This window comes from Enterococcus sp. 9D6_DIV0238 (assembly GCF_002174455.2).
Classification (GTDB): Bacteria; Bacillota; Bacilli; order Lactobacillales; family Enterococcaceae; genus Enterococcus_L; species Enterococcus_L dunnyi.
Genome location: NZ_CP147246.1, coordinates 2,135,705 through 2,148,708, shown reverse-complemented (window position 1 = coordinate 2,148,708; position 13,004 = coordinate 2,135,705). Strand labels below are relative to the sequence as shown.

The 13,004-nt window shown below is 37.3% G+C and carries 11 protein-coding genes; 2 read left to right on the top strand and 9 right to left on the bottom strand.

The features are described 5' to 3' along the window. Positions 1-35: 35 nt before the first annotated feature. Positions 36-1,412, bottom strand: a complete 1,377-nt coding sequence (glmU, locus tag A5889_RS09995) for a bifunctional UDP-N-acetylglucosamine diphosphorylase/glucosamine-1-phosphate N-acetyltransferase GlmU (RefSeq protein WP_087641753.1) — start codon at positions 1,410-1,412, stop codon at positions 36-38. Between the two features lie 613 nt (positions 1,413-2,025). Here glmU and A5889_RS09990 point away from each other — a divergent pair. Both A5889_RS09990 and A5889_RS09985 read left to right on the top strand, forming a co-directional pair. Next, on the top strand, positions 2,026-2,673 hold the full coding sequence (locus A5889_RS09990; protein ID WP_087641752.1) for a FusB/FusC family EF-G-binding protein: 648 nt from the start codon (positions 2,026-2,028) through the stop codon (positions 2,671-2,673). A 290-nt stretch (positions 2,674-2,963) separates the two neighbouring features. After that, the gene (locus A5889_RS09985) at positions 2,964-4,439 is read left to right on the top strand and encodes a glucosyltransferase domain-containing protein (protein WP_087641751.1); all 1,476 of its coding nucleotides are present in this window, start codon (positions 2,964-2,966) and stop codon (positions 4,437-4,439) included. 123 nt (positions 4,440-4,562) lie between these two features. Here the strand turns inward: A5889_RS09985 and A5889_RS09980 are convergent, their stop codons facing one another. The 8 genes from A5889_RS09980 to A5889_RS09945 all read right to left on the bottom strand — a co-directional run bounded on the left by A5889_RS09980 (position 4,563) and on the right by A5889_RS09945 (position 12,960). Further along, complete coding sequence (locus A5889_RS09980) at positions 4,563-5,138, bottom strand: PepSY domain-containing protein (RefSeq protein ID WP_176372876.1); 576 nt, start codon at positions 5,136-5,138, stop codon at positions 4,563-4,565. A 161-nt stretch (positions 5,139-5,299) separates the two neighbouring features. Further along, complete coding sequence (locus A5889_RS09975) at positions 5,300-6,412, bottom strand: AI-2E family transporter (RefSeq protein ID WP_087641749.1); 1,113 nt, start codon at positions 6,410-6,412, stop codon at positions 5,300-5,302. A 156-nt stretch (positions 6,413-6,568) separates the two neighbouring features. Beyond that, positions 6,569-7,864 carry a glycosyltransferase family 2 protein gene (locus A5889_RS09970; RefSeq protein WP_087641748.1) on the bottom strand — a complete coding sequence of 432 codons (1,296 nt, stop codon included), beginning with the start codon at positions 7,862-7,864 and terminating at the stop codon, positions 6,569-6,571. Next, positions 7,854-9,224, bottom strand: a complete 1,371-nt coding sequence (locus A5889_RS09965; RefSeq protein WP_207114595.1) for a nucleotide sugar dehydrogenase — start codon at positions 9,222-9,224, stop codon at positions 7,854-7,856. The genes A5889_RS09970 and A5889_RS09965 overlap by 11 nt, the downstream gene beginning before the upstream one ends. Positions 9,225-9,428: 204 nt before the next feature. Further along, positions 9,429-10,100 (bottom strand): signal peptidase I, encoded by a 672-nt coding sequence (gene lepB, locus A5889_RS09960; protein WP_087641747.1) that lies wholly within the window; start codon positions 10,098-10,100, stop codon positions 9,429-9,431. Positions 10,101-10,115: 15 nt separating this feature from the next. After that, on the bottom strand, positions 10,116-10,784 hold the full coding sequence (locus A5889_RS09955; protein WP_087641746.1) for a hypothetical protein: 669 nt from the start codon (positions 10,782-10,784) through the stop codon (positions 10,116-10,118). A gap of 12 nt (positions 10,785-10,796) precedes the next feature. After that, positions 10,797-11,942 carry a DUF916 and DUF3324 domain-containing protein gene (locus A5889_RS09950; RefSeq protein WP_087641745.1) on the bottom strand — a complete coding sequence of 382 codons (1,146 nt, stop codon included), beginning with the start codon at positions 11,940-11,942 and terminating at the stop codon, positions 10,797-10,799. 259 nt (positions 11,943-12,201) lie between these two features. Further along, positions 12,202-12,960 (bottom strand): WxL domain-containing protein, encoded by a 759-nt coding sequence (locus A5889_RS09945; protein ID WP_087641744.1) that lies wholly within the window; start codon positions 12,958-12,960, stop codon positions 12,202-12,204. Between the last annotated feature and the right edge of the window lie 44 nt (positions 12,961-13,004).

The following is a 13,004-nucleotide window of genomic DNA, read 5'->3' as shown; positions in this document are numbered from 1 at the left end:
GAGAAGTGCTGTTATTATACAGCACTTCTCTTTTTTTATTCATTCATATAAGGAAGCTTTTTCGCATACCCTGCTTTATTTTCTTGTCTCGCTCTAGCAATGGCTAAATCGTATTCCTTTACATCTTCTGTAATCGTCGAACCTGCTGCGATCACTGTGTTTGCCTCAATTTGAACAGGTGCGATCAAGTTCGTTGCCGAGCCGATAAAGGCATGATCGCCAACCGTAGTGCGATGTTTATTTTTCCCATCGTAATTCACAAAGACAACACCACAGCCCACGTTGATATCTTTCCCTAAATCTGCATCACCTACGTAGGTCAAATGCCCCACTTTGGTATGCTCTGCAATCGTTGCATTTTTCACTTCTACAAAATTGCCGACATGAACATGTTCACCGATCTCAGCTTTCGGACGAAGATGAGCAAATGGACCGACATCTGCATTTTTACGTACAATACTTTCTTCAACAACTGATTGAGTGATCTTAACATTGTCTTCAATGATACTATCAACGATCTGAGAATGTGCCCCAATGAAGCAATCCTCACCAATGACTGTTTTTCCTTTTACATGAACACCAGCTTCTATCACCGTATCAGAGCCGATCACAGCACCTTCATCGATATACGTTGTATCAGGATCGACAAATGTCACTCCATTCATCATATGCATCTTATTCAAGCGTTGGTACATGATTTTATTAGCCAAAGCTAAAGCCACGCGGTCATTGATTCCCATCGCTTCTTCAAAGTCAGACATTTGATAAGCCGCGATCGCTTTACCTTCTTTTTTCAGAATTTCAATAATATCTGTTAAATAGTATTCCCCTTGCGCATTGTTCGTATTGATTTTAGATAGAGCATTGAACAGCGCTTCATTGTCAAAACAAAACGTCCCTGTATTGATTTCCTGAACACGCGCTTCTTGTTCTGTAGCGTCTTTTTGCTCGACGATTTTTTCAACGATCCCAACATGATCACGAATAATACGTCCATAGCCTGTTGGGTCTTCTGCATGAGCAGTTAAAATCGTTGCGCTGGCATTTTTTCCTTGATGATAGTCAAAAAGATTCGTCAATGTTTCAGCGGTCAAGAGTGGTGTATCCCCTGTAATGACTAACGTTGTCCCAGTTTTTCCTGCTAAAAGTGACTCAGCTTGTAATACAGCATGTCCTGTCCCTAATTGTTCTTCTTGTAAAGCATATTGGCTACGCTCACCTAAATGGCTTTTGATTGCTTCAGCCCCATGTCCAACGATCGTTACGACTTCACTTGGATTCGTTTTTTCTACTTGATCCATAATGTGTTCCACCATTGGCTTACCTGCGACAGGATGTAATACTTTGTATAGTTTTGATTTCATACGCGTTCCCTTACCGGCAGCGAGGATGATGACATATCTGTTTTCCAATTGCTTCACTCCTAAAAGTTGTTTTATGTTCATTTCATTACTTCAATCTTCATTCGAATCATGTTTTAGTTTAGCTTACTCCTCGTTCTTTTTCAACTGAACCAATTTGTTTTTTACTATACCAATTAGGCGAAAGTGCGTTATAATAGGTTAAAATTTGTAAAAACTGCTGAATAGCTTGTTCCGTTTTTGCTGAGAATCACAGCGAAAAACTAAGCTGGATAATCCAGTTGCTCAAGCCAGCCTCTCGGAAAAAAGATAAAAATAAATTATGACAAATAACGCCATATTTTATTTTTCCTATTTTTCTGTCAAGGCTAAACGGCTTGTTCCGCTTTTATTGCTATCCAGCTACTCAAATCAATCCTTAGGAAAATAGATAAATTATCAGTGAGACAGAAAACGTCTCAATGTCAATTTTCTAATTTTCTACAGGATTAAGCGATTTGTTCCGCTTTTATTTTAAGGGGGTGATAATATGATACTAATTCAAACACGCGTATCTCAATCAAAAGCCCAGTCTTGTTGCTGCATATAAAGTACTTTGGTTGGTTTAAGGATCTCCTTTGACACAAAGTACTTTATCACTTGACTGATAGAGAGGAAATCCATTATGACTAAAAAAATACAACCATATCAATTTAATTTTATAAGAAAACAAGCGAATATTTTACTGCAGGCTCATTTATCTGTAAATGATAAAAATACAGTAAAAACACTCCAAGCGATCGTTCTTGAAAAAATCAATGAACAATTTGGGGAAGACCAGGAAGAATTTCAACCACTGCTGGATGGTTTTTTAGACGCTGCAACTTCAAAGCCAAAACTTGATCAATTTTTAGAAGGTCTTAAAGAAGCTGTTCTGCCGTTTTCACCACCATCAAAACAGCAATTGACAAAGCTATTCAAAAAAACAAAGAAATTAAAAATCCCTGAATGGGATGAATTAGATCTTAGAGACTATACTTTTTATAGCTGGAATGACAGTGGCAAGCAGCAAAAATTTATTGTTGCTTCGATCGACGGAAAATTCGTAGGCGTCCAAGGAAGTATTTCACCGACTGTCCAAAAGGGCATCTGCCCGATCTGCCATGAAACATCTGAAGTTTCACTTTTCATGTCTAAAGTAAAAGAGTCTGGTGATGGCATGTACACGAAACGTGGAAACTATATCTGTTATGACAGTGACAAATGTAACCACAATATTGAACGAAGAGAAGAATTAGAAGCATTTGTTCAGAACGTGCTGTTTACAAAATAATTCTGATATTCATAAAGGAGGCTGAGACAAAAGTGATTAGCTCCGAGAAATAAGAAGGAATTCACGAAAATTGTTTTTCAAATTTTTGTGAATTTCGGCTTATTTCCGAAGGTGCTGCTTTTTTCTCGCCGTTTATTCAGATTTAAAGACCGAAACAAAACTGATTTTTAGTTGTGTTTTGGTCTCTTTATTTATATTCTAATCATTTTATTCTATTTTAAATCCTCTTTCGTTCAGTTATACTTAATTCTAACGAGTATAGCAATAGGAATGAAAGAGGGTTTTTAGGTATGTCAGAATCATTCTCTGCACTAACTGACTGGTGCAAGAAAAACAAAGCACTCCTGCTTATGACAGTGATTATCTATCAAGCAGTGACAGTGGCAATTGGAATCGTCAATTTCCCATATATGGATGACACCGTTCGTCAGCGCGTTGGCAACACAGATTTCGCCAGCACCTATTCAAGATGGGGCAGTGAACTAGCTTCTTGGTTCGTGCAGGGAAGTCGTCATTTAACAGATATGGGGCTTTTCACGCACATTTTGACTGGATTCATATTAACAGTCGCCAGTGTTATCGTCGTTTACACCTTGAATAATAAAAAATTAAGTGCTCTCTCTTTGATCGTTTCTACGTTGATTGGATTGAATCCTTGGTTTTTGCAAAGCATCAGTTTTAGATTCGATAGCCCTTATATGGCATTGAGTATTCTATTTTCTGTCCTGCCGTTCCTTTGGTGGGAAAGTAAGGCACGGATCTTTTTTATTCTATCAGCTTTCAGTATTTTCATGATGTGCAACACGTATCAAGCTTCTTCAGGTATCTATATTGTTATGGTCTTAGCACTTTCCTTAAAAATATTATTGGCTGGCGGAAAAATAAGTCCAGTGCTAAAGAAGAGCCTCTTATCAGCAGGAGCTTACGTCGTTGCTATGATCGCGTATTTGATCGAAACAAAATTCAACCCTGATTTGGCAAACCGCGGAGGTAACGTTGCGATTGCTGCTTTCAAAGATATCCCCAAAACTTTGGTTGCTAACATATCCATGTATCTGCACAGCATCATCGATCAAAGTACAAAAGTTTGGGTGATTTTATTCGTTCTTTTGATTGTACTATTCATTGTAGTGAGCTTTGTTCAGGCTAAAGAGCGGTCGTTAAGTCTTCTGTTTATCGGTCTTTATCTGGTCTTGGGAGCCATTTTAAGTTACGGTGTATTTTTGATTTTCCCAGAAAAATTAGCACTTGCTGCACCTCGATATGCTTACGGCTTTAGTGTTTTCACAGCAATTACTTTGATTCTGCTTTTAGATCATAAACTGTCTCCACAATGGAAAAATATGGCAATAAAAGGAACGATCAGCTTATTCTGCTATTATTTACTATCCTTTCCATTTGTTTATGCTTCGGCGTTACACTACCAAAAAGACGCCTTTGTACGTCAAAGTATGATGCTGGCGATATCTTTAAAAAATCTAGTTACAGCAGATACGAAACAAGTGTATGCAACAATGTTGTTTAAAGACTCACCCGTTTTTAACAACACGAAACAGAATTATCCTATTTTACAAGAAATGGTTCCACCCAATTCAGCCATCTTCTTTCCTAATCAGGTAGTATTCAAAACCTATACAGGCATGGATATAATGATCGAATCGTTTGATTTTACTACCTTTGATAAAGAACATAGTGAGTTGAAATCTTCTGACTACTATTATGATATTTACGAAAAAGATAACCAGCTTTACGTCTTAGTAAAATAGTTAAAGAGTGCGGGACAAAACTAATAATCAGTTTTGTTTCGCACTCTTTAACGTAATAAACGATAGATAACTGGCAGATTCTTCAATAACTTCCCCAAAAGTCGAACCTGATCGACAGTTATCTCAATCTTGCTCTTGTTCTAAAACATCACCAGTTTGAGCATTGATCTTCACCGTATTTTCTGACAATAGACCTTTTTTTACAGTCACTTCCCAGTAAGTCGTTGCTAATTCTTTCTCCAATGACCACTCGATCGCTTCCCCATCTTTCACTGTTCCTTCAGCTATTTCAGTCGCTTCTTCCAATGAAATGAGATCTTTCAGATCCAAAGCATTATCTTCTCCTTGATCGTCACGATCAACCGTTTCTTCACGCTCTTTTGTTACTTCGCCTGAATCTGCATCCACTCGAATATCAAATTCTTTCGTTCCCTCAATCCCTTGTATTTTATAAGAATATGATCCAAGAGAATCTTCTAAATCAATTGAAGTGATGGCTGCACTTGGATAGATTTCTTCAAACGCTGCGATTGCATCCGGCAAACTGATTTTGATCGTTTCCAATCGACTACCCACTGCAGTACTCGTCTCATTTTTTGTTTCCAAATTACTTGTCCCAGTCTCTGTTTTGTTGTTGTTCGCACAAGCACCTAGTGTCAATAACATCAAGGCCATGGAAATGATTATTTTTTTATTCATTATTTTCGTCCTTTCATATAGGTTACGCATTTCTACTTGTCATTTTCGGCTTATTTATACTTTTGATCATTTAAACCAAATTCTTTACCAACACCTCCTTTAATGACCTATCTCATTTAATTTAGTGTTCAAGCTTGTTCTAAACTACTTTTTAAGTGCCTCTAATTTTTAATCTTTTCAGAAGCGTAAACGCCTGAATCAACTCGCCTTTTGCATTTTTTTCGAAAGTCGATAAAGGTCCTTACCATTCCACGAATGATCGTATACATCGGAAGCGCGACAATCATTCCTAAGAAGCCTAAAAGATTTCCTGCAATCAACAATAGAAATACAGCAATAATTGGGTGGATCTTACTTACTTTGTTCATTACGATCGGTGATACCAAATAAGATTCACCGAATTGAATAGCTGTTATAAATAGGATCAACAATATGGCCGTTTTCAAATCCTGACTCAACGCATATAACAGTGCTGGGATAACACCGATAAATGGGCCAAAATAAGGAACGATATCCATCAATCCGCAAATCAATCCTAACAAAAGAGCATTGGGCAACCCAAGTATTTTAAATACCAGATAGCTGCTGACGCCTACGTACGCACATACCATCATTTTTCCACTGATATAAGTAGAAGCAGCGTTATGAAAATCCCGACACCAATCCTTGACCAACTGCTGATAGTCTTCAGGTGTTATTTCCTGCAGCTTACTTGGAATTTTTTCACCATCTTTAAACATATAAACTAGTAATAACGGGATTGTAAAAATAATGATGGCGGAATGAGAAATGACCTCTACGATACCGCTCAAACTCGATCTCGCACCAGAAATCACTTGAATAATGACTCTCCCCATTTGATTTAAGTCCAAAGATTCCAGCAAAGGAGCCACTTTTTCTTCCAATACAGAGCTTTCAACCAGCTGACTGATCGAATAAATAATCGTCGGAATTTGAGCTACAAATTTACCAATTTCTGTAATGATCATAGGCATAACAACTTGGATCCCTAGGAAAACTACCGATAAAATCAATAAAACGATCAAAAAGACGGATAGATTTCTTCGTTTAGTTATTCGTTCCAGCTGCTTAAAAATAGGTAAGAATATATAAAAGATAAACACTGAAATCAAAATAGGTAGTAAAATACTTGATACGATCGCCTCTAATGGTCTAAAAATGAACGCTACTTTGGAAAATATAAAGATCGTTGTTCCGATCAAAATTAAGACAGCCAGTATAGCAACCATTTTTGACTTTTTTAAAAGATCCATTTGTACATCCTTTCCCTATCATTTATGTAACTATTTTTTTGAACCACCCTATTGTTCCCCTATACCATCAAAATGATTTCAGATTTACACAAGACTGAGTATAAATAGTTACTTTTTCACTCATATTTCCAAATAAAACTCCCACTATTTACTACATCACAAACGCTTCTTATCTACTTCAATTTGACTCGTTCTAGTGCCCCATCTATTATCTTTTAAAGTCAATAACGCATAAAAGCGAACTAGATGGATAGTAAAAAAGTGAAAAATACCATATAACGGTGCTAATAAGTAGCACAATGGGTGTTTGAACATGTAATGAACATTCCGAGCATATGCAGAAAGACAAGCCAACAGTAAAAAGAACAGCCAGTCTTTCAATGTTAAATTACCGAAATGCCAAATGATATTATATGAAATAGCACCTAAAAATACGATCCAGAGGAAAATTTCGGTTATTGACCAAACAAAAACCATCGGACGTTTTCTCAACAATTTCATAGACAGAAAGCTTTCTCTAAAGAACGATTTACTCCATCTTGTTTGTTGTTTTAAAAACACACTAATTTTTTCTGGAACGTCAGTGATACATTTAGCTGACTCCTGATAAACTGTTTTTCCACGTTCATTCGCGTAATTTGTGAGACACCGATCGTCTCCTACATGGGCAAGTGAGCCAAATACGGTTTGATTCAAATAGCGATCCAAATTGTTCATCACAACAGTGCGTCGGTAACAACTGATCGGACCAGAGCAGACCAAAATATTTCCTGTGACAGATTGTGACGCTCGTTCTACACGAAAGGCATTATCATACCTCATATCCAATAGATACGATAATAATGAATTCTTTCGGTTTCTAGCGTTGATATGTCCTGTCACAGCTTGAACGTTTGTATCCTTAAACGGACGCATCAACTCATATAACGTCGAAGGAAAAATTTCTCCATCTGAATCCATCGTGAAAAAAATGTCTCCAGTGCTACGCTCAAACGCATATGCTTGCGCAAATCTCTTCCCTTGGTTATGAGGCAATTGTCCGACAAAAACTTTTTGAACAAAATCTAAAGGAAGTAAATGGTGAATTTCTTCTAAAACAGTATCCAATATATATCGTTGACTACCATCATCAACAATAAATACTTCTTTGATCGGATAGGTTTGTTTCGATAGGCCCTCTAATAACTTTAAAAGCGCTGATTTTGATTCATTATAGACTGGAATGACTACGGTCACTTCTAAGTCCGGTGGTGTGCTGGTATCTACCCGATAAAACATCGATAAGCCTGTCTTGATAACTAAATATGTGATCATAAACCAACCATATATACTAAATGCACTCGAAATATGACCTGTTCTCCAAAAACCAATCAATCCTATCAATAAGGCGCAAAACAGAAAAGTAATACACGACAGTATGATATGCTCTCTACGTTTCTTCTTAAATTCCACTAATTTTGCTCTCCTTGATCCTAAGTTTTCTACGTAGATGATGGTTAGATGACCCGCCACCTATCCTAAATACTTTTTCTTCATTTATCGTATACGTTCGACTCATATCGACGATCGCTTTACTTTCGCTCAACAATAATTGATAGTCGATCGAATCATGTTTTGTCAAAATAACGACACAATCATAGATCGAATACATACAGTTATTTTCTTGCATTACCGAAATTATTTCTCCCTGTGAATCTCTAAATGAAGGAACAAATGGATCAAGAATATCTATTTTCGCATGTTTTTGCTTCAATTTTTCGTAGATGTCTAGTGATGGAGATTCTCGAATATCACCAACATTTGGTTTGTAAGATAGACCTACTATCAATATCCGAGCATTTTTGATCGATTTTCCTTGTCCGTTTAAGCTCTCTTGGATTTTAGTTAGTACATTGAAAGGCATGTTCATATTAATATCCTGAGAAAGTTCAATAAACTTGTTGAAAAATTTATTTTGTTTTCCTTTCCAATAAAGATACATAGGATCTAACGGAATACAGTGCCCTCCAACGCCAGCGCCTGGATAAAAAGGCATAAATCCAAACGGCTTAGTTGCTGCTGCATCGATGGATTCCCAAATATCGATACCCATCCGCTCACACATCATAGCCATTTCATTAATGAAGGCAATATTGATACTTCTAAAGGTGTTTTCAAGCAGCTTACTCATCTCCGCTGTTTCCGGGGAGCTAACTATGATGACTTCTTCTATGATTGAGCCATAAAGAATTTTTCCAAGTTCTGAGCTTTCAGCAGTTATCCCACCTAACACTTTAGGGATGTTCTTAGTTTGAAATTTAGCATTCCCTGGATCGACTCTCTCTGGTGAAAAACATAAGTAATAGTCTTTCCCAATTTCCTTATCCCCTTGCTCAAATTTCTCATAGAACAATTCTCTTGTAGAACCTGGATATGTAGTACTCTCAACAGAAATCAACAACTCAGACTCCATATACTTCTCAATTTTGTTCGCTGTAAATTCTAAAAAACTAATATCCGGCTCTTGATTTTGATTCAAAGGAGTCGGCACACAAACACTCAATGCATCCAACTTACAAATATGTTCAAACTCTGTTGTCGCAACAAATTTCCCTTCTTCTACTGCAGACGCCACTACCTCTTCATTTATGTCTAGAATGTGGGAGTATCCATCATTCAAGCTCTGGACTATCTTTTCATTGGTGTCGATTCCGATAACCTCAAAACCTGCGGATACAAACTCCATTGCTAACGGCAATCCGACATAGCCTAACCCAATTACACCAATTTTAGCTTCTCTATTGTTGATTTTCTTTACTAATTTTTCATTCAATGGATCGAGCTCCTATTCATTTTAATTTAGGAAATAAAAGAAATATTGTAGGTAATAAAAAATAATAGAATAGTTGCCCGCTCTTTTTTTCAAGTGACTTTCCTTGTTATTCAATTATGTTTATTTCATTTGAGACTAAACCTAAAAACTTCATCTTAACTTTCCGTATGTATTCTCTTGTATCTGTTTTTCACTTTCGATTTCTTACCTCTTGACGTTACTCAAGCTCCAATGAAAATCTACTTTTCCAATCATATTTTCAGCCGAGATCAATCCGTATACTCGACTATCCGCAGCATACGGTCGATTGTCTCCAAGTACTAAGTAGTAACCTTCTGGAATTGTTTTTGTCGAAGTCAGATCCTCACTCGTAAAATCTTCAGTGAAATTTTTACCATTGCGTTGACTTTCATTGACTTCATCTACTATGAATTTTTCGTCAACAGGCTGATCATCAACATATAACGTGTCCTCTTTATAAACAATTTTTTCACCTGGTAGTCCGATAAGTCGCCGAGCCTGAACATTATTTTTTTCATTCATAAAAGTAACTAGATCGAAACGCCTCAAGTCCGTTCTTTTTTTGATAAGCAATATATCTCCATCTCTTAAATTGGGAATCATACTATGTCCCTGAACAGTCGTCACTTTAAAGAAGATGGAACCGATCGCCAGCGATAAAAAGATCGTAAAAACGGTAGTGAGAATAATGTCCCGAAGTACCGTCTTCTTTTTCTTTCCATTCTTCCTTCGAATGGATCCTTTCGTCTTCCTTTTTCGTTGATTTAAGGACTTAGAGACTTGCTTTTTCTTGTTATGTTGATGTGTATCAGACGTTTTTCTTTGTTTCTTTTCTTGATTCATTCTTTTTTTCATCGCAAACAACTCAAATCATTTTTCTTCTGAAAATGCGTCTTCGTTGACCTTGTAATAGGCAAATGCAGCCTGCTCATATTCTTGTGCTTTGGCAATATCCTTCAAAAATTCTTCGACTAATGTAGGATTGTTATAAAAATTCTTCGTCTGTGTACTTGCATTCATCCCTAATTGTTTTGTGGCATTATAATAACGATTCAACACAAGCTGACCTTCTTGAGAATTGACCGTACTAGCTTTTTTCGTTCCATAACTAGCCATGGCTGTAGCAAGGTAACGGATATTTTGCTGTAGCTTTTCTTCTTCATCGCCTTGATCCCTTGCTAAAATCAGCTGCTCTTCAAAGTCTCGAAGCAAATAATAGCCTTTGACAACAGAATCAGAGTCATCTGCGGTTAGATTCATCGATTGATAGTAAGAAAGATAGCCCGAAGCACCTGCAAACGCCACACTTATGATCATTAAAAAAATCATTAGTTTCAAACTGCGTTTTTTCTTTTTTTGAAGGAGTTTTCTTTGTCCCGCAATTTTTTTATTTTTCTTTTTGCTCTTAAATTTTTTCTTTGGTAGTTTGGCAATTTTTTTCTTCTGTGTAAAGTACTGAAGCAAGAAGAGGAGGCTGCCGATAAGTGCCAAGATTGCTGCTGCAACTCCTCCTATAAATATAGTTTCCAAAATAGACATTTGCCTCAGCCCCTATTCATCTAGCGGTCGCTTTTTACTCTTGGTTCCGTTCGCTTTTTTCTTTTTTCGTGCTAGTTTTTCTGCTTGTTCTTTCTTTTGCTGTTTTTTACGTAGAAATACGATCAATCCGTAAACTACTCCACCTAATGCTAAAACAGCACCAACGATCATTACGATCAACTGCCAGTTAAAGCCTTTTTCCTGTACTAAACCGACATCCCGTTCATTAAATTTATCTGCGTCTTCCTGTGTGATTTCGAACTCTTCTTTCCACGCCCACTTTTGATCACCAGAGGTTACTAAAATATTGGCCACATAAGTACCTGAAACCATTCTTTCCCCGTTCATACTGATAGGAAATTGGATAAAGGAATTTGGCGCCATGCGCATTGCGGTTTGTTTACGTTCATATAAAACAGCTTCATTCCCCTTTGCATTGATTTGTGTCTCTACTGTCATATCATTTAAGAATGCTGGGATCACATTCGAAAAATCCACGAAAATCGCATTTCGGTAATTATTTTGTCCGGCAAATACTTTATTCAGCTTCAAGTCTGGCGTCAGGTCCTGATCCGATTCTTGAAGTAAAAGACCAATGATATAGGCGTATTGATTAATAATTCGAGAACCGCCTTCATTAGACACATTTCCATCCTGGTCAGCTTTCATCAGCTGGATTCCTCCAGCAATCACTCCTTTTGTTCCTGTTTCAGGCATCTTGATCTTGATTTCAACTGTTTTTGTTTCACCAGCTGCTAAGTCAACTGTTTCTGGACCTGAAACAATATCTTCAAAATCAAACTGTAAAGAAGCGTCATTTTCTATTTCCGAATCACCATATTCGATCACACCATTTTGATTAGTAACAGCGCCATTCAAGCCAATATTGACCGTAATTTTTTCAGCACTAGGATTCGATAAGGTGAGCGTAATCGTTTGTTCCTGTCCTTTATTCATCTTTAATTTGTAATAACCAATATTGTCTTCCATTTGATTTTCTGGAAAGTTAAGGCTATAGGTAAAACCTGTAGCACCGGCAACATCGTCTGCCGCTTCACTACTGTCATCTGCATAAACCGAACGACTAAAAAGAACACTCGGCAAAAACGTCAACATGATCAATAAAACAATTCCTATTACTCTTACTCTTTTTTTCATCTCTATAACCTCATGTCTTTTTATTTTTTCTATGTATATTACTATTGATTCGAATCATAAGCCCGAATAAACGGTGAGAAAAAAGCAGCTACTACGCTACGCTTCGATCACATCAAATTCTAAGTGCTAAAGCACTAAGAGTTGAAGGCTTCGGGAATAAGCTGAAATTCACAAAAATTTGAAAAGCAATTTTCGTGAATTTCTTCTTATTTCTCGGAGCTAAACGCTTTTGTCTCAGCCTCTTTAGGAAAAGCTGATATTATTGAGCAGCTACGACTTTCCAAGTCACTTTAGCTGTATATGTGTCAACAGCCATGTTTGATGCTGTTGCTGCTGGAACAGTTAATTTAACAGAGTTTCCTTCTGTAGCATCTGTACTGTTACCAAAAGCCATGATATAACGTCCTTTTCCTTCTTGTGCTGCTTGATTTGCAGTCACAATTGTTTGAGCGCCACCATTTTCAGTCAATTGGAAAGCTGGTGTTAGATTTGAAGGAATTGCATTTGTGTTATCGCCTTGCGCTGCTACAAATCCATTACTGAAATCAATAGTAGAACCGCTTAATGCGTTTGAGCTAGCCCCCGTAAATTGTTGTGTCATTTCAGCAGTTACAGTGTAGCCAAATGTTCCCCCAGCACGGATATCACGCCATTGTACATAAGCACCACGTGTTGCTGCTTCTGGGCCTTCACCGAAGCTTGCTGCTGTTGCATAAGCTGTTACTTCGTTTGCTGAAGTTTTGATTGTGCCAAAGTCTAAGTTAGAAGTTCTTTCAATCATCAATGGTCCTAAATCTGGGTTTACAGTTTCGCCTGGTTCTGGATTAACAGGTGGTAAAACCACATCTGGATTTTCTGGATCGACAACGCCTGGGCTTTCTTCGTCGCCACCTTCTTCAACTTTTACAGTTCCAGTTGATTCTAATTCTGTTGGAGCTGCCATTGCTGCTGTCGGCGCTAAAGCACCTAGTGTTAGTGCAGCTACGATCGCTGCTGATGATAGTGTTGTTAATTTCATTTGTATTTCCTCCTGTATGTTTCTATATAATTTATTTGATAACC

What these genes read in the sequence shown, in the direction of transcription:
- A5889_RS09955 (WP_087641746.1), bottom strand. Translation starts at nt 10,784, where the DNA reads ATGTCTATTTTGGAAACTATATTTATAGGAGGAGTTGCAGCAGCAATC.
- lepB (WP_087641747.1), bottom strand. Translation starts at nt 10,100, where the DNA reads ATGAAAAAAAGAATGAATCAAGAAAAGAAACAAAGAAAAACGTCTGAT.
- A5889_RS09945 (WP_087641744.1), bottom strand. Translation starts at nt 12,960, where the DNA reads ATGAAATTAACAACACTATCATCAGCAGCGATCGTAGCTGCACTAACA.
- A5889_RS09975 (WP_087641749.1), bottom strand. Translation starts at nt 6,412, where the DNA reads ATGGATCTTTTAAAAAAGTCAAAAATGGTTGCTATACTGGCTGTCTTA.
- A5889_RS09980 (WP_176372876.1), bottom strand. Translation starts at nt 5,138, where the DNA reads ATGAATAAAAAAATAATCATTTCCATGGCCTTGATGTTATTGACACTA.
- A5889_RS09990 (WP_087641752.1), top strand. Translation starts at nt 2,026, where the DNA reads ATGACTAAAAAAATACAACCATATCAATTTAATTTTATAAGAAAACAA.
- A5889_RS09950 (WP_087641745.1), bottom strand. Translation starts at nt 11,942, where the DNA reads ATGAAAAAAAGAGTAAGAGTAATAGGAATTGTTTTATTGATCATGTTG.
- A5889_RS09985 (WP_087641751.1), top strand. Translation starts at nt 2,964, where the DNA reads ATGTCAGAATCATTCTCTGCACTAACTGACTGGTGCAAGAAAAACAAA.